This is a genomic window from Phaeobacter sp. LSS9 (assembly GCF_003443595.1).
Lineage (GTDB): Bacteria > Pseudomonadota > Alphaproteobacteria > Rhodobacterales > Rhodobacteraceae > Phaeobacter > Phaeobacter piscinae.
In genome coordinates this window covers 939,216-964,739 of sequence record NZ_CP031956.1, presented here as the reverse complement: position 1 = coordinate 964,739, position 25,524 = coordinate 939,216, and the positions used below count along the sequence as shown (strand labels likewise).

The 25,524-nt window shown below is 59.8% G+C and carries 26 protein-coding genes; 9 read left to right on the top strand and 17 right to left on the bottom strand.

Translation table 11 applies throughout. The annotated features are described in order from the left end of the window. Nucleotides 1-82: 82 nt before the first annotated feature. The 3 genes from mmsB to D1820_RS04625 are packed head-to-tail and all read right to left on the bottom strand — an operon-like array spanning nt 83 to nt 3,154. Nucleotides 83-958, bottom strand: coding sequence for a 3-hydroxyisobutyrate dehydrogenase (mmsB, locus tag D1820_RS04635; protein WP_118068036.1), 876 nt, complete (start codon nt 956-958; stop codon nt 83-85). Next, complete coding sequence (locus tag D1820_RS04630; RefSeq protein WP_118068035.1) at nt 955-2,001, bottom strand: enoyl-CoA hydratase/isomerase family protein; 1,047 nt, start codon at nt 1,999-2,001, stop codon at nt 955-957. The genes mmsB and D1820_RS04630 overlap by 4 nt, the downstream gene beginning before the upstream one ends. Nucleotides 2,002-2,008: 7 nt before the next feature. Then, the gene (locus tag D1820_RS04625) at nt 2,009-3,154 is read right to left on the bottom strand and encodes an acyl-CoA dehydrogenase family protein (RefSeq protein ID WP_118068034.1); all 1,146 of its coding nucleotides are present in this window, start codon (nt 3,152-3,154) and stop codon (nt 2,009-2,011) included. Nucleotides 3,155-3,193: 39 nt separating this feature from the next. On the opposite strand from D1820_RS04625, the gene D1820_RS04620 reads away from it, so the two are divergent. Then, on the top strand, nt 3,194-5,218 hold the full coding sequence (locus tag D1820_RS04620; RefSeq protein ID WP_254683355.1) for a UDP-N-acetylglucosamine-peptide N-acetylglucosaminyltransferase: 2,025 nt from the start codon (nt 3,194-3,196) through the stop codon (nt 5,216-5,218). A gap of 261 nt (nt 5,219-5,479) precedes the next feature. On the opposite strand, the gene D1820_RS04615 is transcribed toward D1820_RS04620, so the two are convergent. From D1820_RS04615 to D1820_RS04605, 3 genes are all read right to left on the bottom strand, one after another. Continuing rightward, the gene (locus tag D1820_RS04615; RefSeq protein ID WP_118068032.1) at nt 5,480-6,079 is read right to left on the bottom strand and encodes a L,D-transpeptidase; all 600 of its coding nucleotides are present in this window, start codon (nt 6,077-6,079) and stop codon (nt 5,480-5,482) included. A gap of 183 nt (nt 6,080-6,262) precedes the next feature. Further along, the gene (locus tag D1820_RS04610; protein WP_102896894.1) at nt 6,263-7,291 is read right to left on the bottom strand and encodes a fatty acid desaturase; all 1,029 of its coding nucleotides are present in this window, start codon (nt 7,289-7,291) and stop codon (nt 6,263-6,265) included. Between the two features lie 213 nt (nt 7,292-7,504). Further along, nucleotides 7,505-9,004: a CoA-acylating methylmalonate-semialdehyde dehydrogenase gene (locus D1820_RS04605; protein ID WP_040169333.1), complete on the bottom strand. Its 1,500-nt coding sequence runs from the start codon at nt 9,002-9,004 to the stop codon at nt 7,505-7,507. A 132-nt stretch (nt 9,005-9,136) separates the two neighbouring features. On the opposite strand from D1820_RS04605, the gene D1820_RS04600 reads away from it, so the two are divergent. The 3 genes from D1820_RS04600 (at nt 9,137) to coaD (ending at nt 11,160) form a co-directional block, all read left to right on the top strand. After that, entirely contained in the window at nt 9,137-10,033 is an 897-nt protein-coding gene (locus D1820_RS04600) for a LysR family transcriptional regulator (RefSeq protein WP_118068031.1), read from the top strand. Nucleotides 10,034-10,088: 55 nt separating this feature from the next. Further along, a complete protein-coding gene (locus D1820_RS04595) occupies nt 10,089-10,523 on the top strand; it encodes a CBS domain-containing protein (RefSeq protein ID WP_118068030.1) in 435 nt (144 codons plus the stop codon). Nucleotides 10,524-10,665: 142 nt separating this feature from the next. Then, nucleotides 10,666-11,160, top strand: coding sequence for a pantetheine-phosphate adenylyltransferase (coaD, locus tag D1820_RS04590; RefSeq protein ID WP_014874824.1), 495 nt, complete (start codon nt 10,666-10,668; stop codon nt 11,158-11,160). Nucleotides 11,161-11,229: 69 nt separating this feature from the next. Here coaD and D1820_RS19065 read toward each other — a convergent pair whose 3' ends face one another. Both D1820_RS19065 and gap read right to left on the bottom strand, forming a co-directional pair. After that, nucleotides 11,230-11,373 carry a hypothetical protein gene (locus D1820_RS19065; protein ID WP_040169328.1) on the bottom strand — a complete coding sequence of 48 codons (144 nt, stop codon included), beginning with the start codon at nt 11,371-11,373 and terminating at the stop codon, nt 11,230-11,232. 102 nt (nt 11,374-11,475) lie between these two features. Continuing rightward, the gene (gene gap, locus D1820_RS04585) at nt 11,476-12,477 is read right to left on the bottom strand and encodes a type I glyceraldehyde-3-phosphate dehydrogenase (protein ID WP_118068029.1); all 1,002 of its coding nucleotides are present in this window, start codon (nt 12,475-12,477) and stop codon (nt 11,476-11,478) included. Nucleotides 12,478-12,760: 283 nt separating this feature from the next. Between gap and D1820_RS04580 the strand changes: the two genes are divergently transcribed. After that, nucleotides 12,761-13,732, top strand: coding sequence for a DUF808 domain-containing protein (locus tag D1820_RS04580; protein WP_118068028.1), 972 nt, complete (start codon nt 12,761-12,763; stop codon nt 13,730-13,732). Between the two features lie 42 nt (nt 13,733-13,774). After that, complete coding sequence (locus D1820_RS04575; RefSeq protein ID WP_162894068.1) at nt 13,775-14,188, top strand: hypothetical protein; 414 nt, start codon at nt 13,775-13,777, stop codon at nt 14,186-14,188. Nucleotides 14,189-14,255: 67 nt separating this feature from the next. On the opposite strand, the gene tkt is transcribed toward D1820_RS04575, so the two are convergent. Beyond that, a complete protein-coding gene (tkt, locus tag D1820_RS04570) occupies nt 14,256-16,277 on the bottom strand; it encodes a transketolase (RefSeq protein WP_118068026.1) in 2,022 nt (673 codons plus the stop codon). Nucleotides 16,278-16,560: 283 nt separating this feature from the next. Here tkt and D1820_RS04565 point away from each other — a divergent pair, with 283 nt between their 5' ends. Beyond that, nucleotides 16,561-17,559: a hypothetical protein gene (locus D1820_RS04565; protein WP_118068025.1), complete on the top strand. Its 999-nt coding sequence runs from the start codon at nt 16,561-16,563 to the stop codon at nt 17,557-17,559. After that, the gene (locus tag D1820_RS04560; RefSeq protein WP_024097064.1) at nt 17,559-17,957 is read left to right on the top strand and encodes a cell division protein ZapA; all 399 of its coding nucleotides are present in this window, start codon (nt 17,559-17,561) and stop codon (nt 17,955-17,957) included. Before D1820_RS04565 ends, D1820_RS04560 begins: the two co-directional genes overlap by 1 nt. Nucleotides 17,958-18,035: 78 nt before the next feature. Here D1820_RS04560 and D1820_RS04555 read toward each other — a convergent pair whose 3' ends face one another. Then, entirely contained in the window at nt 18,036-18,512 is a 477-nt protein-coding gene (locus tag D1820_RS04555) for a TetR/AcrR family transcriptional regulator (RefSeq protein WP_118070026.1), read from the bottom strand. Nucleotides 18,513-18,647: 135 nt separating this feature from the next. On the opposite strand from D1820_RS04555, the gene D1820_RS04550 reads away from it, so the two are divergent. Beyond that, nucleotides 18,648-19,328 (top strand): DUF1295 domain-containing protein, encoded by a 681-nt coding sequence (locus D1820_RS04550; protein WP_118068024.1) that lies wholly within the window; start codon nt 18,648-18,650, stop codon nt 19,326-19,328. A gap of 111 nt (nt 19,329-19,439) precedes the next feature. Here D1820_RS04550 and grxD read toward each other — a convergent pair whose 3' ends face one another. The 7 genes from grxD to D1820_RS04515 form a co-directional block, all read right to left on the bottom strand. Continuing rightward, entirely contained in the window at nt 19,440-19,802 is a 363-nt protein-coding gene (gene grxD, locus D1820_RS04545; RefSeq protein WP_040178633.1) for a Grx4 family monothiol glutaredoxin, read from the bottom strand. A gap of 101 nt (nt 19,803-19,903) precedes the next feature. Then, complete coding sequence (locus D1820_RS04540) at nt 19,904-20,122, bottom strand: hypothetical protein (RefSeq protein WP_254683354.1); 219 nt, start codon at nt 20,120-20,122, stop codon at nt 19,904-19,906. A gap of 18 nt (nt 20,123-20,140) precedes the next feature. Continuing rightward, complete coding sequence (locus D1820_RS04535; protein ID WP_096789236.1) at nt 20,141-20,377, bottom strand: BolA/IbaG family iron-sulfur metabolism protein; 237 nt, start codon at nt 20,375-20,377, stop codon at nt 20,141-20,143. A 67-nt stretch (nt 20,378-20,444) separates the two neighbouring features. Further along, nucleotides 20,445-20,993 carry a hypothetical protein gene (locus tag D1820_RS04530; RefSeq protein WP_118068023.1) on the bottom strand — a complete coding sequence of 183 codons (549 nt, stop codon included), beginning with the start codon at nt 20,991-20,993 and terminating at the stop codon, nt 20,445-20,447. A 97-nt stretch (nt 20,994-21,090) separates the two neighbouring features. Further along, nucleotides 21,091-23,256 (bottom strand): phosphoribosylformylglycinamidine synthase subunit PurL, encoded by a 2,166-nt coding sequence (gene purL, locus D1820_RS04525; protein WP_118068022.1) that lies wholly within the window; start codon nt 23,254-23,256, stop codon nt 21,091-21,093. A gap of 215 nt (nt 23,257-23,471) precedes the next feature. After that, on the bottom strand, nt 23,472-23,867 hold the full coding sequence (locus tag D1820_RS04520) for a hypothetical protein (protein WP_024097071.1): 396 nt from the start codon (nt 23,865-23,867) through the stop codon (nt 23,472-23,474). A gap of 585 nt (nt 23,868-24,452) precedes the next feature. Further along, nucleotides 24,453-25,358 (bottom strand): LysR family transcriptional regulator, encoded by a 906-nt coding sequence (locus tag D1820_RS04515; RefSeq protein WP_040178630.1) that lies wholly within the window; start codon nt 25,356-25,358, stop codon nt 24,453-24,455. Nucleotides 25,359-25,524 lie beyond the last annotated feature (166 nt).

The following is a 25,524-nucleotide window of genomic DNA, read 5'->3' as shown; positions in this document are numbered from 1 at the left end:
GTTTTTACGAAAGCGCGCGGATCATCTGGATCACTGCGGCACCCCCGGTGTCAGTGGGCGGTGCCGCTGCGGTGATGCCGGATCAGTCGTGGCGGCTGCGCGCCTCAAAGCGGGGCAGCATGGCGCTGAAATCCTTGCCTGCACCTCCCTCGTCCTCGACAAACATGGAATAGAGCGCCTGCGCCAATGCTCCCATGGGGGTGTCCGCATCCGCACTATGGGCAGCTTGTTGCGCCAGACGCAGATCCTTCAACATCAGCTCGGCAGCAAAACCGGGCTGGTAGTCATTGTCAGCCGGGGACTGCGGCCCGACGCCGGGGGCGGGGCAATAGGCGTTCATCGACCAGCTGTAGCCGGAGGAGGTGGAGACCACATCGAACATCTTCTGCCGGTCGAGCCCCAGTTTGTCGGCCAGGGCAAAGGCCTCGCAGGTGCCGATCATGGTGATGCCGAGGATCATATTGTTGCAGATTTTCGCCGCCTGACCGGCGCCGGCCTCGCCACAATGGACGGCCTTCTGCCCCATGATGTCAAACAGCGGTTCCGCCGCTGCAAAGGCCGCAGCGGAGCCGCCGGCCATAAAGGTGAGCGTGCCACCTGAGGCGCCGCCAATACCGCCGGAGACCGGGGCATCGACAAACATCAGGTTGGCGGACCCTGCCTGATCAGCCACCGCACGGGCGCTGTCGACATCAACTGTGGAGCAATCCACCAGCGTGGCGCCCGTACTCATGGCGGGGATGACGTCATCTGCGACCGCGCGCAGGATCTGGCCATTGGGCAGCATGGTGATCACCACCTCGGCGCCGGTCGCCGCCTCTGCGGCGGAGGCGGCCATGGTCACCCCCTCGATGGAGACATCCGCCATGTCAAAGCCGGTGACGCTGTGGCCCGCCTTGGCGAGATTGGCCGCCATCGGGCCACCCATATTGCCAAGACCGATAAATCCGATGTTCATGTGTTCTCCTCCTCAAACTGCAGCGTCTGCGTCGCCAGCGGCATCAGCATCTGGCTGACCGCCGTGGCAGGCACCGCGCCGTCGGCATATTGCCATTTGGGCTGGCGGTCCTTGTCGATGATCTGGGCGCGGATGCCTTCCAGAAAATCGCCTTTCTCCATCGCACGATGGGTGAAGCGGTATTCCAGTTCAAGCGCCTTGCGAATACCCATGGTGCCAACGCGCAGCCGGTGCAGCAGCTCAACCGTGGCGGCCATCGACAGCGGGGCGTTGCGGCGCAGGGTTTTCAGCGTCTCATCGGCGAAGGTGCTGTTGTCCTGATCAACTGTGGTCAGAATATCGCCCAGAGTCTCCCCGGCGAAGCTGTGGTCGATGGTGTCGCGCAGCGCCTCCAGACGGCCCTCGGGAGCGGATTCCGCGGCGTCTGCAAGAAGATCGGCGCGGCCGGAGTGTTCCAATTCAGCAATCAGATCGGGCCAGCGGGCTTCGGGGATGTAGTGGTCCGCAAAGCCTGCGTAAATCGCGTCCGCCGCAGACATACGTGCCCCGGTGAGGCCAAGGTATTCCCCCAGCCGCCCCGGCGCCAGGGCCAGCATCAAGGTGCCGCCAACATCGGGGATAAGGCCGATGCCAACCTCGGGCATGGCGATCTTTGTGCTGTCGCCAACAACGCGATGGGTGCCGTGGCAGCCAAGACCAACACCGCCGCCCATGACAAACCCCTGCAGGAAGCTCACCACCGGTTTGGGATATTCGAAGATCCGCGCATTCATCCGGTATTCATCGCGCCAGAACCGACGACCATAGTCATAATCGCCACTGGTGCCGGTCTGGTACAGCTCGGCAATGTCACCGCCCGCACAGAAGGCTTTCTCGCCCTCGGCGTCCATCACCACCAGATCAACAGCGTCGTCCTTGGCCCAGGCCTTTAGCGCGGCGTCGACGGCCAAGCACATGTCATAGCTCAGTGCATTAAGCGCCTTGCTGCGGGTGAGGGTGATCCGCCCGGCGCGGCTGGTGACGCGGATATCAATATCGCTCATGGCTGCCTCAGTGGTTTTCGGCCAGAAGATGGCGCGCGGTGATCACACGCATGATCTCATTGGTGCCCTCAAGGATCTGATGGACGCGCAGATCACGCACCAGCTTTTCAATCCCGTAGTCCGCAAGATAGCCGTAACCGCCATGCAGCTGCAGGCATTGATCAACAACCTTGGACCCGGCCTCAGTGACAAATTTCTTCGCCATGGCGCAGTGTTTGGACGCATCCGGCGCGCCCTGATCCAGTTTCCACGCCGCCTGACGCAGGAACACACGGGCCGCCTGAAGTTCGATTTCCATATCCGCAAGGCGGAATTGCAGGCCCTGAAACTGATCAATGGATTTACCAAACGCCTTGCGCTCGGACATATATTGCAGCGTCATCGTCAGTGCCTGCTGGGCCGCGCCAAGGGAGCAGGAGGCGATGTTCAGACGTCCGCCATCGAGACCTTTCATCGCGTAGGTGAAGCCTTTGTCCTCTTCTCCGACCAGATTGCCTGCGGGGATTTTGCAATCGTCGAATTGAACCTGGGCTGTGGGCTGGCTCTTCCAGCCCATTTTATCCTCAAGCCCGCCAAAGCTGAGCCCTGCGGTGCCATCCTCGACATAGACGGTAGAGACACCTTTGGGGCCGTCCTCACCGCTGCGCACCATGCAGACATAGGCGTCGGAGTAGCCGCCACCGGAGATGAACGCCTTGGTGCCGTTGAGGGTATAGCCCTCGTTGGTTTTGGCAGCACGGGTTTTCAGCGCTGCGGCATCAGAGCCGGAACCGGGCTCGGTGAGACAGTAGCTGAGCACGGTCTTCATCGACAGGATGTCCGGCATGATCCGCGCCTTCATCTCGTCACTGGCAAAACTGTCGAGCATCTTTGCGCACATGTTGTGGATCGACAGGAAAGCGGCCACAGACGGGCAGGCCATCGACAGCGCCTCAAACACCAATGTGGCATCCAACCGCGACAGGCCGGCGCCGCCGGTCTCCTCAGAGACATAAAGCGCGCCAAAGCCCAGCTCACCGATCTGCGGCCAGAGTGATTTCGGAATGGTGCCCTCAGCCTCCCACTGGCGGGCGAAGGGGGCGATATGCTCCTGTCCAAAGGCGAAAGCCATATCGAAAATGGCGGTCTGTTCCTCGGTCAATGCGAAATCCACAGCGTGTCCTCCCTCGTGTGAACGCAGCCCGGCCCGGATATGACCCGCCGGGGTCGTCATGAATTGAACGGTTGTTTATTTTTTAGCGACCCAAGGGCGACAGGGCAAGCCGCAGCGGTGCAAAGCTGCTGTGCAGAAATGTCGGTTTGTCCTCGATTCAGGCGGATAAGTAAGGGCATTGCTGCAAGAAGTGCGAGCGCCAGGGCAGTGAACCGTTTCTTAGTTATTTTCTTTCAAACTGGTCGAAATTTGTCAAAAACCGGGGCGCATCGCAGCCGCGGAGGATCAGCTGAGGGCAGACTTTCGATGAACAAGCCATTGCGCACCAAACATCTTTCCAAATCGGCGCGTCGCAAACTGGATGCCACTGCGGTATCTCCTGCGGACCGGCTTAAGGCGGAGGCCGCCCGAGCCTTTGTAGAGGCGGATTACCCACGTGCGCGCGACCTGACGACGCAAGCACTAATGTTTGAGCCAGGTAATGCGACGCTGCATGCAGAGATTGCGTCCAGCTTTATGCAGGAAAAGAAATACGAACTTGCGCTGAAGCATCTGATGGGGGCGCTCAAACTGGAGCCACTAAACCCGAAATGGCTGAGTGCAATCGGCACCATCTTGTTTTTGATGGACAAATTAGGGGATGCAGTTGGTTTCTTTGAAGCGGTGTATCAGCTGGAGCCGGAAAACGCGATGAATGTCTCGCGTCTGGTTCAGTCGCAAATGAATCTGTGTGATTGGTCGGTTTACGAGGATCAGAAAAACAAGCTGAGAATTCTGGACAATGATCCGGCCAACGGCGACCCATTTACAACCCTGCTGTATGTGGATGACGCGGCCTTTCAAAAAAAACGTGCCGTTACGAAATCGAAGACCAAGGCTGCTATTTCAGGACGGAAGGTGGCGCATAAATTCAACCGTACCTCTGTAGCAGGTCGCAAGATCCGGGTAGGATACTTCTCCTGTGATTTTTTTAATCACGCGACAATGTTCCTGATGGCGCGCCATTTTGAGCTGCATGACCGGGACAAATTCGAAATCTATATCTACGATTATAGCGAAACACCTGACAATGTGATGCGTCAGCGGGTGCTTAGCGCGGCTGATTGCTACCACCAAGTCTCGGATATGAAAGATGAGGATGTCGCCGAACTGGCACGGGCGGATGGCCTCGATATTGCCATTGACCTGAAAGGCTACACCAAACATGCTCGGCCTGCGATTTTTGGTTTTCGTGCAGCACCACTGCAGATCTCCTACCTAGGATACCCCAGCACCACGGGCATGCCGACAATGGACTACTTCCTCGCGGATCCCATCACCGTCCCAAAAGAGGGGCGACGCCATTTCTCAGAGAAAATCCTCTATATGCCGAACTGTTATCAGGTGAACGATAACAGCCGGGAGCATCCTGAAAATCTGCCGACACGGGCCGATATGGGGCTGCCGGAAGATGCGGTTGTGTTCTGTGCTTTCAACAACCACAACAAGGTTACTCCGGTCGAGTTTGATATCTGGATGGACCTGCTGAATCAGGTGGATAATAGCGTGCTGTGGTTCTTGGCTGCCGCTGATGTTGTCCGTGCCAATATCCTTAAGGAAGCAGAGGCGCGCGGTGTGCCTGCGGATCGGATTGTCTTTGCCGGGCGCTGCAGTACACCGGATCACGTGGCGCGACTGCCTCTGGCGGATATCTTCCTCGATACTTTTGCCTGTAATGCCCATACCACAGCGAGTGAGATGCTGTGGTCCGGCGTGCCGGTGGTCACCAAACCAGGGGAGCAGTTTGCCGCCCGTGTTGCGGCCAGCATTGTGACGGCGGTTGGTTGCCCTGAGCTGATTGCCGAAACGGAAGAGGCGTATCACGCGCTGGCGCTGCGTCTGGCCACCCGGCCTGAGGAGCTTAAGGCGCTGCGTGAGAAGCTTGCGGCGAATATCTCCACCACGCCGCTATACGATACTGAGCAATATGTTCGGGATTTCGAGGCGCTGATGGAAAAGGCGATCCTGCGTTATGATGACGGTTTGAAACCGGATCATCTGAGCCTCGCTGACGGCAAAGTCTAACCACGGCGGAGACGCGAGATCCGCTGCCGTCAGACATGGACTGTCTGCTATTGGATCCCGCGCTGCAAGGTTATCAGACTAACCAGATAAAAAGCGCGCGCCGGACTGCCGGTGCGCGCTTTGCAGATTTGCAGCCGGTTGGGTCCTGCTGCTTGAGGTTCGACCTTAGAATAGACCCTGGCAGACACTGGTCTTATCGGCAGCACTTCTCATTGACGTGGCGACTAGGCCGCGGGTCTAGCGGCTGGGCTCCGTCGGCGTTTAAAGCAGGCGCACCTGGGTGCCGACCTCCACCATTTCATAGAGCGCTTCGACGTGCTGATTATAAAGGCCAATACAGCCGGAGCTGCTTTGGCGGCCGATCTTGCGGGTGTCGTGGGTGCCATGAACCAGATAAGCGGGCCAGCTGAGGTACATGGCGCGGGTGCCCAAGGGGTTGCCAGCGCCGCCATCCATCCGCAAGGGTAGCGAGGGGTCGCGTTCGCGCATCGAGGCTGTCGGCGTCCAGCTCGGGTTCTTGGCCTTGCGCACCACCTTGGTGTAACCGCGCTTGGTCAATTCCTCTGTCATCGGCACGGAGGAGGGGAACAGCCGGTAGGTGACGCCATCACCGCCCCAGTAGTGCAGCGCACGCGAGGAGATATCGGCCAGCATGCAGCCGACGCCCAGCTCATCAAAGTGATCCTGCCAGGCCTGCTGCTGGAAGGAGGAGATGTTGCGTTTGACCGGGATTTCGGTCTCGATCTTTGGCTCTTCCACCGGGAAGGCGTCGCTGGATTGCGCGCGCAGCAGGGTCGGGGTGGCCAATGTGGCGCCAAGCCCGGACAGGGCGGCGCGGCGGGTCATATGAAGTTTGCTCATGGTATCCTTCGGCGGTCTGCTCGGACATGCGGCCTTTAATTAAGCATGGCACCGCAATTTCCTAGGGGCCGGACGGTGATTTCCGCCAGCCTCACAGGGTTGTGTAACCTCAGGATGCCACAAATGGCGAAATCACGCCGTTGGCTGATAGCAGGGCGGACCGTCCGCCCCAGCTGGTAACGATCAGCCGTAGAGCTGGCGGACCTGCGCGAAGGACAACAGGCGTTTGCTGTTTTCATCCCACAGATGCAGCCGCGCGTTTGCGAGGCTTTCGCGGATGGTCATCCGGTTGCCCTCGGCCAGTTCAGCATGATCGCGCAGCACCTGCGGCAGGCGATAAAACGGGATACGGCTGTAGAGGTGATGCACATGGTGGATGCCGATATTGGCGCTGATCCATTGCAGCACGGGGGGCAGCACGTAATGTGAGCTGCCGTGCAAGGCTGCGTCATGCAGCTGCCAGTCGTCTTCCTGTTCCCACTGGGTGGTCTCGAACTGGTGCTGAACATAGAACAGCCACAGCCCGGCGGTGGCCGCAAGCAGGGTCGCCGGGACGAAGATCAGCAAAAGCGGCATCAGCCCGCCGAAATACCAGATCGCGGCCAGCGCAATCACGATGGTGAGATTGGTGCCCATCGCGCTGATCCAATAGCGCGCCTGTCCCATCAGACCAAAGGGAATGCGGTTCTGCAGAAAAAACAGATAGCCAGGCCCGATGGCAAACAGGGTGACCGGATGGCGGTAGAGCCGATACATCAGACGACCCCAACGGCTTTCGGCACGATATTCGGCAACAGTCATGGTGTGGATATCGCCCATGCCACGTTTGCCGAGGTTGCCATGGGTGCTGTGATGGATCGAATGAGTGCGGCGCCAGACATCATAAGGCGTGAGGGTCAGCACTCCGATAATGCGCCCGACCCAGTCGCTGAGCCGCCGGTTGCTGAAAAACGAGCCATGGCCGCAATCATGCTGAATGGTAAAGAGCCGCAGAAGGAAGGCCGCGATCAGAACCGAGAGGCCCAGTGTCAGCCAGTAGCTGACCGAGAGTGACCACCAGGCCAAGGCCCAGAGCAGCACAAAAGGCACAACGGTGACGGTCAATTCAAACAGGCTGCGCAGCATATTGGGCTCGCGGTATTGCGCGAGGATCTTGACCCAATCACGCGCCGTCTTCTCAGCCGCCTGCGGCCCGTTTTGCTTTTGGGACATACTTATCTGCCTGTCGTTTCACTGCCTCTGGCAGACCGGATAGACTACCGGTGGTATTGAGCAAGTAAAATCCGGACCAAATAGGCCAAAATCACGCGCAAGTGCGCAGAAATACGGGGAGTGCGGCGCGGCAACATCAATTGCGGGCGCTCGCCATAAGAAAAGGCCCCGGCAGCGCCGGAGCCTTGAATTACTGGTGGATTGACCTGAAAATCAGTCCATCGCCTTGAAGTTGAATTCGCCACCTTCCTTGATGCCCGAGGGCCAGCGGGAGGTCACGGTCTTGGTGCGGGTATAGAATTTGAAGCTGTCCGGACCGTGCTGGTTCAGGTCGCCAAACATGGATTTCTTCCAGCCGCCAAAGGTGTGATAGGCCAGCGGCACGGGGATTGGCACGTTGATGCCGACCATGCCGATGTTGACGCGGGACGCGAAGTCACGCGCGGTGTCGCCATCACGGGTAAAGATCGCGGTGCCGTTGCCGTATTCGTGGTCCATCGCCAGCTTCAGCGCGTCCTCATAGCTGTCTGCACGCACGGTGGACAGAACCGGGCCAAAGATCTCCTGCTTGTAGATGTCCATGTCCGGGGTGACATGGTCAAACAGATGTGCACCGACGAAGAAGCCGTCCTCGTAGCCCTGCAGTTTGAAGTCGCGGTTATCAACCACCAGCGTCGCACCTTGATCCACGCCGGACTGGATCAGGCCCAGGATCCGCTCTTTGGATGCGGCGGTCACAACCGGGCCGAGGTCGACATCGTCGCCTGCGGTGTAGGGGCCGACTTTCAGCTTTTCGATGCGCGGGATCAGCTTCTCGATCAGCTTGTCGGCGGTTTCTTCACCGACGGGAACGGCAACGGAGATCGCCATGCAGCGTTCGCCAGCCGCGCCGAAACCAGCACCAACCAAGGCGTCTGCGGCCTGGTCCAGATCGGCGTCAGGCATCACGATCATGTGGTTCTTGGCGCCACCGAAACACTGCGCGCGCTTGCCGTTGGCGGTGGCGCGGGAGTAGATGTACTGCGCAATCGGGGTGGAGCCGACAAAGGACACGCCCTGAATGATCTCGCTGTCCAGAATGGTGTCAACCGCTTCCTTATCACCGTTCACGACCTGGAACACGCCTTCGGGCAGGCCGGCCTCAACAAACAGCTCCGCCAGCATCAGCGGCACGGAGGGGTCACGTTCGGAGGGTTTCAGCACCACAGCGTTGCCGCAGGCCAGGGCCGGGCCGACATGCCACAGCGGCATCATCGCAGGGAAGTTGAACGGCATGATGGAGCCGACAACACCCAGCGGCTGGCGCATGGAATACATGTCGATGCCGGGGCCTGCGCTGTCGGTGAACTCGCCCTTCAGCATCTGCGGTGCGCCGATGCAATATTCGACCACTTCCAGACCACGCTGAAGGTCGCCCTTGGCGTCCGGAATCGTTTTGCCATGCTCGCGGGAGAGCGCCTCGGCCAGCTTGTCCATGTCGCGGTTCATCAGCGCGACCATTTTCATCATCACGCGGGCGCGTTTCTGTGGGTTGGTGGCGCCCCACGCGGGCTGCGCGGCAGCGGCTTTTTCGATCGCATCGGTGGTTTCCGCAGCGCTGGCCATCGGGCACTGATACTGCACCTCGCCGGTTGCGGGGTTGAAAACATCGTCAAACCGGCCCGAAGTGCCGGAGACCAGTTTGCCGTTGATAAAGTGGCCGAGCTCTTTCATCGGATCCTCCTGTGTTCATCTTGGCGATATCCTAGGCTTGCAAAAAACACTGGAAAAGAGGAAAGATCTCAAAGAGGCTTTGCAGGAACGCAAAGGTTAACAGAATGTTGACGGCAGGAGGAGGGAAAGCTCATGGATCCACAATGGGATGACATGCGGGTGTTCCTGGCAGTGGCGCGGGAGAGCAGCCTGTCGGGGGCGGGGCGGATCCTGAAAATGGACCCGGCAACGGTGGGGCGACGGATCTCTCGCTTTGAAGAGGCGCTGGATACGCCACTGTTTGTGAAATCACCGCAGGGCTATGCGCTGAGCGCTGCCGGGGACCGTCTGTTGGGCCATGCGGAGGCAGCAGAACAGGCGATGCGCGCGGGGCAGGAGGCGTTGGTCGGCCCCAGCGACACACTGTCCGGGCAGATCCGTATCGGTGCACCGGATGGCAGTGCCAATTATCTGCTGCCGCAGGTCTGTGCCAGGATCGGTGCTGAGAACCCGGATCTGGATATACAGATCGTCGCCCTGCCGCGGGTCATCAACCTCAGCCGTCGCGAGGCCGATATGGCTGTGACGGTCAGCGCGCCTACCGCTGGCCAGCTGTTGGTGCAGAAGATCACTGACTACAAACTGCACCTGGTGGGATCGCGTCACTATCTGCGCGAGCATCCGCCGATCAACACGCTGGAGGATCTGAAGCACCATAAGATGATCGGCTATATCCCCGACATGATCTTTGATCGCGAGTTGGATTACCTCAACAACCTCGGCGTCGAGCGGGTGGCGCTGGCCTCCAATTCGGTGTCGGTACAGATCAAACTGGCGGCGGAGGGCACCGCGCTCTGCGTGGCGCATGATTTCACGCTGCCGTCGCATCGTTCCCTGCGCAAAGTGCTGACCGACAAAATCAGCCTCAGCCGCAGTTTCTATCTGGTGCGTCATCAGGGAGATCAGCGCAGCGACCGGCTCAATCGCTTTGCGCAGGCGTTGTCAAAAGGCATACGCGACGAAGTGGTCCGGCTGGAAGGCTTGACTTGATGCCGCGATAGGGCAACCCTTGGTGGTACGCAAGAAAATTACAAAAGGAGCGCCTATGCTGGTTCAATTGATTCTGAAGTCCAAGGCAAGCTCTGGGGTGGTTACCATTGCTCCTGAGGCAACGATATCCGAGGCAGCCAAACTGTTGGGCGATCATAAAATCGGGACCGTGGTGGTCTCCAGCGATGGCGAGACCGCCGAAGGGATCCTGTCTGAGCGCGATATCGTGCGGGAATTGGCCCGCAGTGGCTCCGGCTGTCTGAGCAAACCCACCAGTGAATATATGACCCGCAAGCTGGTCACCTGCACCAGCCAGTCCAATGTCGAGGATGTGTTGAAACAGATGACCGAGGGACGGTTCCGCCACATGCCGGTGGTGGAAGATGGCAAGCTGATCGGTCTGGTGTCGCTGGGCGATGTTGTGAAGGCACAGCTGGCTGAGGTTGCGATGGAGAAAGATGCCCTTGAGGGCATGATCATGGGGCACTGACCCCACACTTCGACGGCGACCATGGTCGGCGTCGAAGCCCTGACGTCACGGCGCAGGAGCGGCTCGGTATTTCCACGCTCTTGCGCCCCGATGACAAAAATGTTTGCTTGCGCGCATCCAACCAGCAGGCAGGAGAGGCCCCATGCGTATTGGCTTGTATCCCGGCACATTCGATCCCATCACATTGGGACATATAGATATTATCCGCCGGGCCAGCGCGCTGGTGGACAAGCTGGTGATCGGCGTTGCGATCAACCGCGACAAGGGGCCATTGTTTTCGCTGGAAGAGCGTGTCGCCATGATCGAGGCGGAATGTGCCAAGCTGAGCGAGCAGACCGGCACCGAGATTGTCGCCCATCCGTTTGAGAACCTGCTGATTGATTGTGCCCGCGACGTCGGCGCGCAGATCATCGTACGGGGGCTGCGGGCGGTGGCTGATTTCGAATATGAGTTCCAGATGGTCGGCATGAACCGGGCACTCGACAGTTCGGTCGAGACGGTGTTTCTGATGGCCGAAGCGCGGCATCAGGCGATTGCCTCAAAACTGGTGAAGGAAATCGCGCGGCTGGGGGGGGATGTCTCGAAATTTGTGACGCCTCTGGTCGAAAGCGAGCTGCGCCGTCAATTGGCCAAGTAACGCGTGCCACATTGATCGGATGCTAGGGCGGTCCCGTTTGGGGCCGCTTTTTGTTGTCTGCCCGATAGATCAGCGCCAGAAGGCGATCCAGTCGATCAGCTCAAACAGGCGTTTGCCCAGAAACACCATATGCTCGCTGCCATAAAGCGAGAGATCCACGGCAAGAGCGATCAGGATCAGTAGCGCAAGAAAGAGGGCAACTTTGTTGGTCATGATCCCGGCTCAAAATAAGATACGCCCGGTCAGATATGCCTGACCGGGCGGTGTCTTACAAGTCGCAGCGCCTCTCGAGAACACGCTGTGCCGGCGCAGGGATTAGCCCAGACGCCCCATTGCGACAGCCACATCCGCCATCCGGACGGAGAAGGCCCATTCATTGTCATACCAGGCCAGAACGCGGACCAGGCTGTTTTCCACCACGCGGGTCTGATCCGGGGCAAAGATCGAGCTGTGTTCTGTATGATTGAAGTCGATCGACACCAGCGGCGCAGGTTCATAGCCGATCACGCGGGACATATGGCCCTTGGCGGCTTCGCTCATGATGGCGTTGATCTCGGTCACGCTTGTCTCTTTGCTGGCGCGGAAGGTCAGATCCACGGCGGAGACATTCGGCGTCGGCACGCGGATCGCGGATCCGTCCAGACGGCCCTTGAGGTTCGGCAGCACCTCACCCAGCGCCTTGGCCGCACCTGTGGTGGTGGGGATCATCGCCATTGCCGCGGCGCGGGCACGGTAGAGATCGTCGTGACGACGGTCGAGCGTCGGCTGGTCACCGGTATAGGCGTGGATCGTGGTCATGATCCCGCTTTCGATGCCGACAGTTTCATCCAGCACCTTGGCGAGCGGGGCCAGACAGTTGGTGGTGCAGGAGCCGTTGGAGACCATCCGGTCACCAGCGCGCAGCTTGTCGTCATTGACACCGAACACGATGGTCTTATCGACATTGGTGCCGGGGGCAGACAGCAGCACCTTCTTGGCACCGCGCGCCAGATGCGCCTTGGCTTTTTCGCCGTCGTTGAATTTGCCGGTACATTCCAGCACGACGTCACAGCCGGACCAGTCCAGCTCTTCCATATTATAGGTGGAGAACATCTGCATGTCGCCACGGCCGAGGTTCATGGTGTTTTCACCCAAGGTCAACTCACCGGGGAAACGTCCATGCACGGAGTCGTATTTCAGCAGATGCGCTGCGGTCTCCAGCGGGCCGGTGGCGTTCACCTTGACCACTTCGATATCGTCCCGGCCAGAGGCTGCGATATGCGCCAAGGTGCAGCGGCCGATGCGGCCAAACCCGTTGATCCCGACTTTGATGGTCATATGCGTATCTCCAAGCGAGCAAGAATTGTCCTCGCTATAGCGACCATTCCCTCGGGTCAAAAGCTTAAAAATGGCATTATTCCAGACTGTTAGCGCAAAACTTGACTGGTTGCGGTAACGGAATTGACTGATTGCGATAACGGTTTTACCCGTCGGTGGGGGCAGCAGATGAAGACAGCATCAAAGGCCCGGCGGGAACAAACGGGCGGCTCAACGGCTTGTACCTGATAGGCGATAGGATAGGGTGTGCCAAAATGCGCGCGACTAGAAAAAGGATCCCGGTATGAGCGGTTTGTTGGCTTTGCTCGATGATGTGGCAGGCATTGCAAAGGTTGCTGCGGCGTCAGTGGATGACGTGGCAGCAGCGGCGGGGAAGGCCGGGGCCAAAACGGCGGGCGTGATCATCGACGATGCGGCGGTGACACCGAAGTATCTGCAAGGCTTTGCCCCGGCGCGCGAATTGCCGATCATCTGGCGCATCACCCGCGGCTCGCTGTTCAACAAACTGATCCTGCTGATGCCGGTCGCCATGTTGCTGGCCAATTTCGCGCCTTGGGCAATCACGCCGCTGCTGATGCTGGGCGGATCCTATTTGTGTTTTGAGGGCGCCGAGAAGATTTTTCACGTGCTGTTCCCGCATGCAAGCCACGCGGTCCACGAAGATATGAGCGTCAAGGACCCCGGTCATCTGGAAGAGCAGAAGATCAAGGGCGCCATCAAGACCGATTTTATCCTGTCCGCTGAGATCATGACCATCGCGCTGGCCGCCATCGAGGCGCCGAATGTCTGGATGCAGGCGGCAACGCTGGCCGTGGTCGCGATTGGTGTGACGCTGGCGGTCTACGGCTCAGTCGCGGTGATTGTGAAGATGGACGACGTGGGGCTGTATCTGGCGGGCAACGCACCAACGCCCATCGGGCGTGGGCTGGGCCGTGGGCTGGTGAAATTCATGCCGGTGCTGATGTGGATCCTGTCGGTGGTCGGCACTGCGGCGATGCTCTGGGTTGGCGGTTCTATCATTATTCACGGGCTGGAGGTTCTGGGCTTTGGCTGGCTGGGCCACCACATCCACGACTGGGCCTACGCCGTCGGCCACGCGGTGCCTGCCGCTTGGGCGGGCTTTGCCGAGTGGAGCGCCAAGGCGGCGATGGACGGCGTGTTCGGCCTGGCCTGGGGGCTGGTGCTGATCCCGCTGGCGACGAAGGTTGTGGGACCGGTGATTGCGGCGGTTTCGGGGAAGTCTGCGGGACACTGAAAGTGATAAGTCATATGATTGCAAAAGTTTGAGGATTCGCTTTTGAATAAGCCAATTTTCAAGATTCTTTCCGGCCCAACTCCAAACCAAGTCGCAGCAGGTGAAATCTCGACAGGCGGAACGGCGTCTTTGCTCTCGGCAATCAGCAAGGCAGCGGACCTGGCCCCCATGGACGTGAAACAGTTGTACGGTTTCCTCCATTTTCGTCTGCATTCCGCAAAACAGGCACAGGCTCGCAGTGGCTGGTTCGGAGGCCGGTTGTTCAACAATTTCAGCGGCGTGTCTTCGGACTATGTCCCGCTTTCCGGTACTCAAATGACGCAGGCTTTCCTTGCTGCGGGGATAGAACCTCCAGAATTCATCGTCGCCAGCGGTAACTACGAGCTGCGTTTGGACTATGCACAGAAAGCCTATGATGCGTTGAAGGAAATGGCCGAAACTGACAACGCGCAATAGGTGGTTCAAACCGAAAAAAAAAGGGCTCCGACAGGAGCCCTTTTCTGTTTCTAGTATTTTACGGACCTCAGCCCAGCAGCTCTTTCACCTTCGCAACGGTGTTCTCTGCCGTGATGCCGAACTTCTCGAACAGCTCACCTGCGGGGGCGGAGGCGCCGAAGCGGTCCATGCCCACGAATGCGGCTTTCTTTTCCTGGCCGCGTTCACCCATCAGCAGACGATCCCAGCCGCCGGCGCGCATGGCGGCTTCAATACCGACGCGAACGGGGCCTGCGGGCAGAACCTTGCGGCGGTAGGCTTCGTCCTGCTCTGCGAACAGTTCCATGCAGGGCATGGAGACCACGCGGGTGCCGATGCCGTCGGCTTCCAGCTTGGCCTTGGCGTCCATCGCGACAGAGACCTCAGAACCGGTGGCGATCAAAATGACCTGACGCTTGCCCTCAGCTTCGGCGAGAACATAGCCGCCCTTGGCTGTGAGGTTGCTGAGCTTGTGCTCGGTCCGCACGGTGGGCAGGTTCTGACGGGTCAGGGTCATCACCGAGGGGGTGTCCTTGGAGGTGAGGGCGATTTCCCAGGCCTCTGCGGTTTCCACGGTGTCGGCGGGACGGAACACATAGGTGTTCGGGGTCGCGCGACAGATCGCCAGATGCTCCACCGGCTGGTGGGTCGGGCCATCTTCGCCAACGCCGATGGAATCATGGGTCATGACAAAGACGGTCGGGATCTTCATCAGGGCCGCCAGACGCATCGCGGGGCGGGCGTAATCGGTGAAGCAGAAGAAGGTGCCGCCATAGGGGCGCATGCCACCGTGCAGCGCCATACCGTTCATCGCAGAGGCCATGCCGTGCTCACGGATACCCCAGTAGACGTAACGGCCCTTGCGATTGTCCGTGTCAAAGATGCCGAGATCGCCGGTCTTGGTGTTGTTGGAACCGGTGAGATCCGCAGAGCCGCCCACGGTTTCCGGCATGATCGGGTTGATCACTTCCAGCGCCATCTCGGAGGATTTCCGGGTGGCCACCTTGGGCTGGGTTTCGGAGACCTGCTTTTTCAGCGCCTTGACGGTGGCGGAGAGTTTCTTGGGTGCGTCCAGCGCATAGGCACGGTTGAAGCGGTCCTGCTTTTGCTGGGAGGCTTCGGCAAAGCGGGCTTCCCAGGCTTCGCGTTCGGATGCGCCGCGCTGGCCGATGGCTTCCCACTGGGATTTGACGTCTGCGGGCACATCAAACGGGCCGGTGGTCCAGCCATAGGCCGCCTTGGCGTCCCGCATCTGGTCAGCGTCGGTCAGCGCGCCGTGACCCTTGGAGGTGTCCTGTGCGGCGTGACCCAGCGCGATATGCGTCTTGCAGGCGATCATCGACGGTTTCTTCGACTTCTTCGCGGCGGTGAGCGCCTCGTCGATGGCCTTGGGGTCGTGGCCGTCGATTTCGATGACCTGCCAACCCGACGCCTTGAAGCGCTGCACCTGATTGGTGCGGTCGCTGAGTTCAACGGTGCCGTCGATGGTGATGTTGTTGTTGTCCCAAAGCACGATCAGCTTGCCCAGGGAATGACGACCGGCGAGGCCGATGGCCTCCTGGCTGATGCCTTCCATCAGGCAGCCGTCGCCCGCGATCACATAGGTGTGGTGATCGACCAGCTTGCGGCCATACTGCGCGCGCTGCATTTCTTCTGCCATGGCAAAGCCGACGGCATTGGCGATGCCCTGACCCAGCGGGCCCGTGGTGGTTTCCACCGCATCAATGAGGAAATTCTCGGGGTGGCCGGCGGTCAGCGCGCCCATCTGGCGGAAGTTCTTCACCTGATCCAGCGTCACCTGCGCGTCACCCATGAGATAGAGCAGCGAGTAGATCAGCATGGAGCCGTGACCAGCGGACAGGATAAACCGGTCGCGGTCGGGCCACTGGGGATTGGCCACATCGAACTTCATGTGTTTTTCAAACAGGACGGTGGCGACATCGGCCATGCCAATCGGCATGCCGGAATGGCCCGAATTTGCCGCAGCAACGGCATCAAGGGTCAGGGCACGGATGGCCGCGGCCTTGGTCCAATGTTCGGGGTTTGCGTTGCGCAGGGCTGTCAGATCCACTGGATTTTTCCTCTGGGTTTTCGGCAGACTGAGCGCTCAATAGCAGTGATATGGCAAAGATCAAGCGTTTGCGCGGCTTCCTGCGCGAAGTTGACGCTGCAAGTGGTTGAAAGCAAACAGGGGGTAATTTATCCCTGCATGAACTAAGCTGGATGTGCAGCGTCAGATCCGCCTTGATTCGCGCCCTGGATGCAAAACAGGCCGCCGAACGGGGGTGAGAGCGCTGCATATGGGACCGGCGGACAAGACCGGCAGACACTCACGGGGTCGTAAAGGGGCAGGCATGGAGCAGATCGAAGAATTGCAGGGTCGGATCCTGGCGGCAATGGACCGGATTGGCAGCGGTGCTGCGGCGTTGCAGGCTAATGCGCGCGCCTCGGCGGAGGCCCATGTTCAGGCCCAGGCAGAGGCCCAGTCCAAGACGGATGCCGCGCAGAATGACCTCAGCCGCGCGCTGGAAGAGGAAAAACTCGCCAATGCCCAGCTGGAAGAGCGGCTGAAAGTGCTGCGCGCCAAGCTGGAAGAGGCCGAGGCCAACGCCGCCCCGGCGCCCGGCGCCGATATCGGTGAGCTGGCGGCGCTGCAATCCGAGGTGGAGTTGCTGCGCAATGAGCTGAGCAACACCAGCGAGAAAGACGCGCTGAAGGCAGAAGTGGCGCGGCTGAAACAGGAAATGGAAGTGCAGGGCAATGAGGCGGCCACCGCCCGCGAAACCCTTCAGGATGAGTTGGACGAGGCGCAGGCCTCGCTGGCGCGGCTGCAGGAAGAGCTGGCCGAACAGCCGGATGATCTGGGAGCGGCAGTCGACACCGCTGCGCTGGAGGCGGAGGCGGAGGCGCTGCGGCGCCAACTGGAGGCCGCACAGTCCGACGCTGCGCGCGCGACAGCCGCGCTTGCGGAACGCCCCGCAGGCCCGAGTGCTGAGGACATCGCCCAGCAGAATGAAACGCTGCTGCGTCTGGATGCGACGCTGCAAGAGCTGCGGCAGAGCAATGATCAGCTGCGCGCCTCCAACGCGGCCCTGCGGGAGGCGAATGCAGCGGGCGTTGGCGACGCGGCGCTGATCAATTCGGCGCTGCAGGCCGATATCGATGCGCTGACGGCGGCGCGGGCCAGCGATCAGGCTGAGGTCAATGCGGTGCTGGCCAAGCTGGAACCGCTGTTGGGAGCGGAGCAGACCGTCGCTGCAGCGGTTGAGACGCCGGTTGCGGATACCGCAGTCATGTCCGTTGCGCCGCCGCCGCTTACCGCCCAGCCTATGCCCGAAGGGGAGGAAATCTGATGCCCGAAGTCACTATTCATATCGGGGGTCGCGGTTTTGAGGTCTCCTGCCAGGAGGGCGAAGAGAGCTATCTGCATTCCGCCGCCAAAATGCTGGATGATGAGGCGCAGGTGCTGTCCGACCAGATCGGGCGGATGCCTGAGGCACGAATGCTGTTGATGGCGGGGCTGATGCTGGCGGATAAAACCGCCGCCGTTGAAGATCGCATCAAGGAGGTCGAGGCCGAGCTGGCGGAGCGCAATGCCGAATTGGCGGAGCTGCGCGCAGCACCGGCACCGGAGCCGGAACGGATTGAGGTGCCTGTTGTGCCGCCACTGGTGACCGAGACATTGGCGGAGCTGGCCGCGCGGACCGAAGCGCTGGCGCAGGAGCTGGAAGAGCAAACCGCAGCAAGCTAACTGGTCCGGCCAGAAAATTGCTACATGAAATAGTCACCGCAAGCCTCTGGGTTTGCGGTGAATTTTACATGGACGGCTTTATCGTCCAGACATGAATTCGAGCAGCAGCGTGCCGAGCAGCTGGGCAAGGGCGGTCTCTGCCGCGTCCTCTCCGACAATGTCCGCAACAGCCCGACGATATGTCGACAGTGCAAGCTGCATCGCCTCATCCGCGGCGATCTCCTCGGCGGATTTACCGCGCAAATAGTCGAAAATCAGTGCCATCTCCCGCGCAAAACCCGGCCGCAGCAGATCCGTCAGCTGTGCCAATTTCTGTGCCTCAGTTGCATCCGCTGCGATGGCCAGGGAGGTGAACGTGCCCATCACCTGATGCGTGCAGGCCAGAAACAGCGCCTCCTTGGTCGGGAAATAGTGATAGAGCGCGCTTTTCGACAGCCCCAGATGCGCGGCAATTTTGCGCATACTGCTACCAGCATAGCCATGGTGTGAAAAATACTCTGCCGCGCGGCGGGCGAGGTCCTGGCTGTGGGCGTCGTGGTCAACAATCTTCGGCATTATTTCGTCCATATGGTCGAAATAGAATTGACAGAGCCCAGATCCACTGTCCAATAGTTTTTGCAGACCAGTTGGACGAAATAACCCGCAAGATCCGGTGCACGGTCGCGGCGGAAATCACGAAGGGACATTCGAATGAGCAGCAACTATGGTGGTGTTGACCGCTCCCATGGGCGGTCGTTGCGCAGCAAACTGTGTTTTGCAGCCCTGCATGCCGGATCGGTGTCGATCTGCCTCTGGCTGGCCTTTGGCGGGCTGGACTGGCCGGATCCTATGCGCGCGAAGCTGCTGGCCGGGGCAGCTGCGCTGTATTTTCTGCGCCATCTGGTGACGCTGTTTGTCCTGCTCCAGCGGAAGGTCGATCTGTCTGAGGGGCTGGGGCTGGCGGCGTTTATGGCCGCTTTCGAAATTGGCTTTCTGCTGTTGGGTGCAGGGCTGATCTCCGGCGCGGCGGCGCCGTTTGGTCCATGGGATATTCTGGGAGGTGTGCTATTGCTGATCGGATCCGCGGTGAACACCGGATCGGAGCTGCAGCGGTGGCAGTGGAAAAAGCGGCCAGAGAGCAAGGGGCATTGTTACACCGGTGGGCTGTTTGCCTATGCGATGCATGTGAACTACCTCGGCGACAGCATTCTGTTCACCGGATGGGCCGTCCTGACAGCGTCGCTTTGGGCGGGGGTCGTGCCAATACTGATGACGGGCATGTTCATTTTCTACCATATTCCGGCGCTGGACCGGTATCTGGCGGATCGCTACGGGGCGGAGTTTCGCGCCTATGCTGCGCGGACGGCGAAATTCCTGCCCTTCGTCTACTGAGGTGGCGCAGTCGCAAAGCGCTTTCATGACGAAAAAAGCCTGCCACGCAGACTGTGGCAGGCTTTTTCATTGTGTTGCTGAGCCGATCGCGTCGGATCGGATGCTGCAGGATCAGCCGTTGGCTTCGCGGATCTTGTCAGCGGCGTCTTTGTCGAAGGTGACGCCGTTTTGTTCAAACATTCCGTCCAGTTCACCCGACAGGGTCATCTCGGTGATGATGTCGCAACCGCCCACAAACTCACCTTTGACATAAAGCTGCGGGATGGTCGGCCAGTCGGAATAATCCTTGATGCCGGCGCGCAGTTCCTCATCAGCCAGCACATTCACATCGGTGTAGTCGACGCCGATGTAATTCAGAACGCCGGCCACGCGTGAGGAGAAGCCACATTGCGGCATATCCTTGGTGCCCTTCATGAAGAGCACGACATCGCTGGCTTTGACGGTTTCGTCGATGCGGGTTTTAACGTCGGTCATATTGCGTTTCCTTTTGGCGGATGGGCCGATGGTCCGTTGGCCGTCATATAGGCACAAAGCGGGGGATTGCCAATCGGCGCCGGGAATTTCGGGTGGCGCTGTTACTTTTTGCCCTTGGGCACAAAGAAGCGGGCATATTCGTCCGGATCCTTGGGCACCTTCCAGGTCCGCATTGATCCGCCCCCCATGCCCGACTGATAGTCAGAGCGCAGGGTGTGGTAATCCGGATCTGTTTCATCCTCTTCAATCGGCGCGCGGCGCTGGCCAATCAGCGCGACAAGCGCGGTCATGACAACAATGCCGAGGATCAGAAGGGACATGAACAGCGACATGGCGGTTTATTCAGGCACCTTTGTGGTCAGGGCAAGGGCGTGCAGCTCCCCGTTGGCGCCATCCATCTTGCCCTTCAGCGCGGCATAGACCGCGCGCTGCTGCTGGACACGGTTCTTGCCGCGAAAGCTCTCGTCGATGACCATCGCGGACATATGCACACCGTCATGGCCGCCAACCTGAATTTCCGCATCTGGAAAACTCTCGCGCAGCAGGTCTTCGATTTCTTGGGCTTGCATCGGCATTGGGGGGATGTCCTTATTTCTAGCTTATGGAAAATGTAGGGTGCTGCAGGGACCTCTGCAAGGCGGATTAGCCGCGCGGCACCACATAGGGGGCAAGGCGCGGCACGAACTCAGGAACCTGCGCCAGGGCGGCCTGCACCTCCGGTTCCTCGAAATCCCAGATCGAGGTGCCGTCGCGCACGGCGAGGGTCTCGCTCAGGCGGGTCACCTCCGCCCGCAGCGCGTCGGGGAGGCTCAGGGCGGCGGCCTCCTGCAGGATCAGCAGCGCCTCATGGATGGGGCGCAGGACACGCAGGGCATGGGTCATATGTGGCAGGAGGTCAGGATCGTCGCGCCATGTCTCGCCCTGAAACAGCACCTCGGTCACCCGCTGCCCGGCGCCAGCGCAGGAATAGGCGATACAGCCGCCAAAGCCACGGGCGCTCAGATCGGCATGGATGGTGCAGTTGAAACAGGAGGGCGAGAGGTTGGGGCAGGGGTGGTCCGTCTCCTTCAGGATCGCAAAATCCTCGTCTTCCTCAAACGGGTAGGCCACACAACAAAGCGCAGCGCAGCGGCTGCAATCGGCTGTCAGTTCGGGGAAGTCGATCTGTGCTGACTGGCCGGGCAGGGGCATTGGGTCACCTGAGAGAGGTCAAAAAAAGGGGTGGGATGACGCCGCCATCCCACCCGGTATTCGAGTGCTGAGGACTATGCCCCAACGCTGGCTGTCTTTAGGCCACAGCAGCGGCAAAGCTCGAGCGGAAGATGTCGGCCAGTTCGGCCAGAGGCGCCTCTGAGCCGCCGATCTTCACCATGTCGCCGCCGAATTTGCCGACGCTGGTGACCGTGACACCGGCCTGACCTGCGGCCATCATCAGTGCCTCGGCCTGATCGAAGTTGCAGGCCACGAGATAGCGCGCCTGATCCTCACCAAACACGGTCGGGGTGTCGCCCGCGTCGATCTGCACGCCAACACCGGCGCCTTCGGCCAGTTCAAAGGCTGCCATGGCCAGACCGCCGTCACCAAGGTCGGTGCAGGCTTTGATCAGCTCGCGGTTGGCACGGATGAATTCGCCGTTGCGCTTCTCCGCCGCCAGATCCACCGCCGGTGCATCGCCGTCCTCGCGGTTGAACACTTCGGCCAGCAGTGCCGATTGGCCAAGATGGCCGATGGTGTCACCGATCAGGAGGGCGATGTGACCGTCACGGACTTCGCCGGTGATGGCTTCTTCGCCCGCAGCGATCAGGCCAACCGCGCCAATGGTGGGCGTGGGCAGGATGCCCTGACCGTCGGTTTCATTGTAGAGCGATACATTGCCGGACACGATTGGCATATCGAGGGCTGCAACCGCCTCGCCGATACCTTTGATGGCGCCAACAAACTGACCCATGATTTCGGGCTTCTCAGGGTTGCCGAAGTTCAGGTTGTCGGTTGTCGCCAAGGGCGTGGCGCCGACAGCTGTCAGGTTGCGATAAGCCTCGGCCACCGCCTGCTTGCCGCCCTCGAACGGGTTTGCCATGACGTAGCGCGGGGTCACGTCGGAGGTGAAGGCCAGCTGTTTGTCGGTGCCATGCACCCGCACGATACCGGAGCCTGCGCCGGGGCGGCGGGCGGTGTCGCCCATAACCGTGGTGTCATATTGCTCATAGACCCACTGTTTGCCGGAATAGTTCGGGCTGGAGATCAGCGCCTTCAGGCCGTCAATTGGGTCAATGGTGGGCACATCCGCGTCGGTGAGCGGCTCAGGCGCGGGCGTCTCCACCCAGGGGCGATCGTATTCAGGCGCGGTGGAGGCCAGTTTCGACAGAACCAGATCTGCCTTTACCTCACCATTGTGCAGGATCAGGAAGCGATCCTCGGCGATGGTCTCGCCGACGATGGCGAAATCGAGGTCCCATTTCTCAAACACGGCGCGGGCTTCGGCTTCCAGTTCGGGCTTCAGAACCATCAGCATGCGTTCCTGAGATTCCGACAGCATCATTTCATAGGCCGTCATGTTCTCTTCGCGCTGCGGCACGTCTTCGAGGTTCAGCTTGACGCCCAGCTTGCCCTTGTCGCCCATTTCCACGGCAGAACAGGTGAGGCCCGCGGCGCCCATGTCCTGAATAGAGATCACCGCGCCGGTCTGCATCAGCTCCAGCGTGGCTTCCATCAGGCGTTTTTCGGTGAAGGGGTCGCCAACCTGAACGGTGGGGCGCTTTTCCTCGATGGTGTCGTCAAATTCGGCAGAGGCCATGGTGGCTCCGCCAACGCCGTCACGACCAGTTTTGGCGCCAAGGTATACAACCGGCATGCCGACGCCGGAGGCGGCGGAGTAGAAAATGCTGTCAGTTTTGGCGAGGCCGGCCGCAAAGGCGTTCACGAGACAGTTGCCATTGTAAGCGGGATGGAAGCGCACTTCGCCGCCAACACAAGGCACGCCAAAGCAGTTGCCATAACCGCCGATGCCCTCAACCACACCGTTGACCAGCTGGCGGGTCTTGTGATGGGACGGCTCGCCGAAGGACAGCGCATTCATCGAGGCGATGGGCCGCGCGCCCATGGTGAAGACGTCGCGCAGAATGCCACCAACCCCGGTCGCCGCACCCTGATAGGGCTCGATGTAGGAGGGGTGGTTGTGGCTTTCCATTTTGAAAACAACGGCATCACCGTCACCGATATCCACAATCCCTGCGTTTTCACCGGGGCCACAGATCACCTGCGGGCCGTCGGTCGGCAGGGTGCGGAGCCATTTTTTGGAGGATTTATAAGAACAGTGCTCATTCCACATGGCCGAGAAAATGCCCAGCTCCGTGAATGTTGGCTCCCGCCCGATGATTTCGAGGATCAGATCGTACTCCTCGGGCTTCAACCCGTGGTTGGCAATCAGTTCAGGCGTGATGGCGGGTTCTTGCATCCGTGTAACGTCCCCAATGGCTGCGATTGCGCGCCTTTTAGGGCAAGGAGGGCCAAGGGGGAAGGAAAAAGCGCAAGGCGGCTGCTGGCGCTTTGGTGCGCTGCGTTGCTGGAGGTGGTCAGATATGGAAAAGGGCCAGAGCCGCTGTGGCTCTGACCCAAATCTGATCCCCGGCCCCGCGCGATGCGGGGGCGATCACTGTCTGATTGTGCCGCTTAGTTCAAGACGGAGCCATCAGTGAGCTTGTCAGGGTTCTCGTTGGCGTAGGTTTCCAGCATGGTCCGCAGCTCACCAGTGGTTTGACCCATGCGCAGCACGCCGTCGGTTTCCCACATGCCATCAAGGTTGAAGCGCAGGCCGCTCAGCTTGTCGGAGAAACTGTCGCGGAACTCGACCAGGATTTTACGATCGGGGCCCGGCTCGGTGCCGACCTCGACAACCTTGCCCAGGAACACGCCGTTTACGTCAACCACGGGCGCGCCCATAAATTCGATGTTTTCCTCAAGGAATGTCTCGCCCGCATCATTCGGGGTGGCGTTTTCGGTCAGCACTTCAGCGCTGGCAGCACCGGTCATGGCGATCAGGGCGGCGATAGAGGTCATGCGAAGCATTGTTGCTCTCCTTCAAGTCAGATGCGTTGGTGTCTTGTGTTCTGGCTACCCAACGGGGTGCCCCTGCCAAAGGTTCCTGATTTTTTCGAAATCGGGTGGGTTTTTACACGAGCATTAACCAGATGCTCATTGTTCAACCCCCTGATAGGGCTGAACAAACCGGGGTCATGATGAGACGGGAAATGACCTGTTGTGTGGACCGGGCTACGGCGGCTTTCCGGCCGATCTGGACGATATTTATACGGAGAGGGGCGATAAATCCGGCACTGGCGCTGAAATTTGCAGCAGTTGGGTGAATACCGCGCGCAAGTACCGATCAAGACCGGATGAGCCGGTTGACGGGGGGCAGGCGGGCTGTGACGTTGCAGGTGCCGATGTCGCCAGAGCTGCCGGGACATAGAGCGAGTATGGGCCAAAAAAAAGGCCGAGCACTAAGCTCGGCCGAAGTCCAACAGGGAGGTATGAAGGGCGACAGTGTCGCTGCCTTCGAGAGTTGATTTAGGGGTGCAATGCGCCCCGATCAAGGGCAATCAGACTTGGAAAATGGCAAGGCCGCCATGCATTTTTTGCATGGCTCGCCAGATGTCATATTTTGCCCAGTTCTTTCATATGCTTGCGATGTGCAATAATCTCGTTCTGGACGAAATCCCGGAATGCGGAAATCCGCCGGGAATGGCGCAATTCTTCCGGGTAGGCGAGGTAGACCGGCACGTCGCTGGTGTCCTCATCCTGCAGGACCGGCACCAGATCGGGAAAGTCCTCAGTCACGTAATCGGGCAGTACCCCGATGCCCAGATCATGAATGACGCCCTGCAACACACCAAAGTAGTTGTTCACGGTCAGCAGCGATGACGGGTTATGGGTCATGAGTTTCTGCACCAGTACCGCGGCAGAGCCAACCTGAGCGGAACGGGGGTTCTGGCAGATCAGCCGGTGATCGACGATATCTTCGGCCTGGTCCGGCGCGCCGTTGCGTTCAACATAGCCGCGCGAAGCATAGAGTTTCATCTGCACGGTCATCAGCCGCTTGCGGATCAGATCAGCCTGGCTGGGTTCCTTCATGCGGATGGCCACATCGGCCTCGCGCATGGGCAGGTCCAGCACGCGTTCCTCCAGCATCAGATCAATCTTCAGATCCGGGTATTGCTCATAAAGCTTGGTCAGGCGCGGCGCGAGCCAGAGCGTGCCAAAGCCAAAGGTGGTGGTGACGCGCAGTTCGCCAAAGACTTCTTCCTCGCTGTCGCGAATGCGGGCCGAGGCGGCCTCGAGCCGTTTTGACATCGATTTGGTGGCGTCAAACAGCAGCTCTCCCTGTTCGGTGAGAATCAACCCCCGCGCGTGGCGGTGAAACAGGGTCGAGCTGAGGCTCTCTTCCAATGCGCGAATCTGCCGACTGACCGCCGACTGCGACAAGTTCAGCTTGTCGCCCGCGTGGGTCAGACTGCCTGCGTCCGCCACCGCGTGAAATATTCTAAGCTTATCCCAATCCATACCCGTCACTTTCGATGCCTCTCTCGTAGCCTATATGAAATGTATCGAAACTTTCAATTTGATAGGGCGGTCAGAAACATATTCCGGCAAAAAACAGTATACAGGTCAGCAATTGTGACCTAATATGACGCCAAGAAGTGCAAGCTAATCGAGGTTGGGGAGGCCC

What these genes read in the sequence shown, in the direction of transcription:
- mmsB (WP_118068036.1), bottom strand. Translation starts at nt 958, where the DNA reads ATGAACATCGGATTTATCGGTCTTGGCAATATGGGTGGCCCGATGGCG.
- D1820_RS04630 (WP_118068035.1), bottom strand. Translation starts at nt 2,001, where the DNA reads ATGAGCGATATTGATATCCGCGTCACCAGCCGCGCCGGGCGGATCACC.
- D1820_RS04620 (WP_254683355.1), top strand. Translation starts at nt 3,194, where the DNA reads ATGACCCGCCGGGGTCGTCATGAATTGAACGGTTGTTTATTTTTTAGC.
- D1820_RS04615 (WP_118068032.1), bottom strand. Translation starts at nt 6,079, where the DNA reads ATGAGCAAACTTCATATGACCCGCCGCGCCGCCCTGTCCGGGCTTGGC.
- D1820_RS04610 (WP_102896894.1), bottom strand. Translation starts at nt 7,291, where the DNA reads ATGTCCCAAAAGCAAAACGGGCCGCAGGCGGCTGAGAAGACGGCGCGT.
- D1820_RS04605 (WP_040169333.1), bottom strand. Translation starts at nt 9,004, where the DNA reads ATGAAAGAGCTCGGCCACTTTATCAACGGCAAACTGGTCTCCGGCACT.
- D1820_RS04600 (WP_118068031.1), top strand. Translation starts at nt 9,137, where the DNA reads ATGGATCCACAATGGGATGACATGCGGGTGTTCCTGGCAGTGGCGCGG.
- D1820_RS04595 (WP_118068030.1), top strand. Translation starts at nt 10,089, where the DNA reads ATGCTGGTTCAATTGATTCTGAAGTCCAAGGCAAGCTCTGGGGTGGTT.
- coaD (WP_014874824.1), top strand. Translation starts at nt 10,666, where the DNA reads ATGCGTATTGGCTTGTATCCCGGCACATTCGATCCCATCACATTGGGA.
- D1820_RS19065 (WP_040169328.1), bottom strand. Translation starts at nt 11,373, where the DNA reads ATGACCAACAAAGTTGCCCTCTTTCTTGCGCTACTGATCCTGATCGCT.
- gap (WP_118068029.1), bottom strand. Translation starts at nt 12,477, where the DNA reads ATGACCATCAAAGTCGGGATCAACGGGTTTGGCCGCATCGGCCGCTGC.
- D1820_RS04580 (WP_118068028.1), top strand. Translation starts at nt 12,761, where the DNA reads ATGAGCGGTTTGTTGGCTTTGCTCGATGATGTGGCAGGCATTGCAAAG.
- D1820_RS04565 (WP_118068025.1), top strand. Translation starts at nt 16,561, where the DNA reads ATGGAGCAGATCGAAGAATTGCAGGGTCGGATCCTGGCGGCAATGGAC.
- D1820_RS04560 (WP_024097064.1), top strand. Translation starts at nt 17,559, where the DNA reads ATGCCCGAAGTCACTATTCATATCGGGGGTCGCGGTTTTGAGGTCTCC.
- D1820_RS04555 (WP_118070026.1), bottom strand. Translation starts at nt 18,512, where the DNA reads ATGCCGAAGATTGTTGACCACGACGCCCACAGCCAGGACCTCGCCCGC.
- D1820_RS04550 (WP_118068024.1), top strand. Translation starts at nt 18,648, where the DNA reads ATGAGCAGCAACTATGGTGGTGTTGACCGCTCCCATGGGCGGTCGTTG.
- grxD (WP_040178633.1), bottom strand. Translation starts at nt 19,802, where the DNA reads ATGACCGACGTTAAAACCCGCATCGACGAAACCGTCAAAGCCAGCGAT.
- D1820_RS04540 (WP_254683354.1), bottom strand. Translation starts at nt 20,122, where the DNA reads ATGTCCCTTCTGATCCTCGGCATTGTTGTCATGACCGCGCTTGTCGCG.
- D1820_RS04535 (WP_096789236.1), bottom strand. Translation starts at nt 20,377, where the DNA reads ATGCCGATGCAAGCCCAAGAAATCGAAGACCTGCTGCGCGAGAGTTTT.
- D1820_RS04530 (WP_118068023.1), bottom strand. Translation starts at nt 20,993, where the DNA reads ATGCCCCTGCCCGGCCAGTCAGCACAGATCGACTTCCCCGAACTGACA.
- purL (WP_118068022.1), bottom strand. Translation starts at nt 23,256, where the DNA reads ATGCAAGAACCCGCCATCACGCCTGAACTGATTGCCAACCACGGGTTG.
- D1820_RS04520 (WP_024097071.1), bottom strand. Translation starts at nt 23,867, where the DNA reads ATGCTTCGCATGACCTCTATCGCCGCCCTGATCGCCATGACCGGTGCT.
- D1820_RS04515 (WP_040178630.1), bottom strand. Translation starts at nt 25,358, where the DNA reads ATGGATTGGGATAAGCTTAGAATATTTCACGCGGTGGCGGACGCAGGC.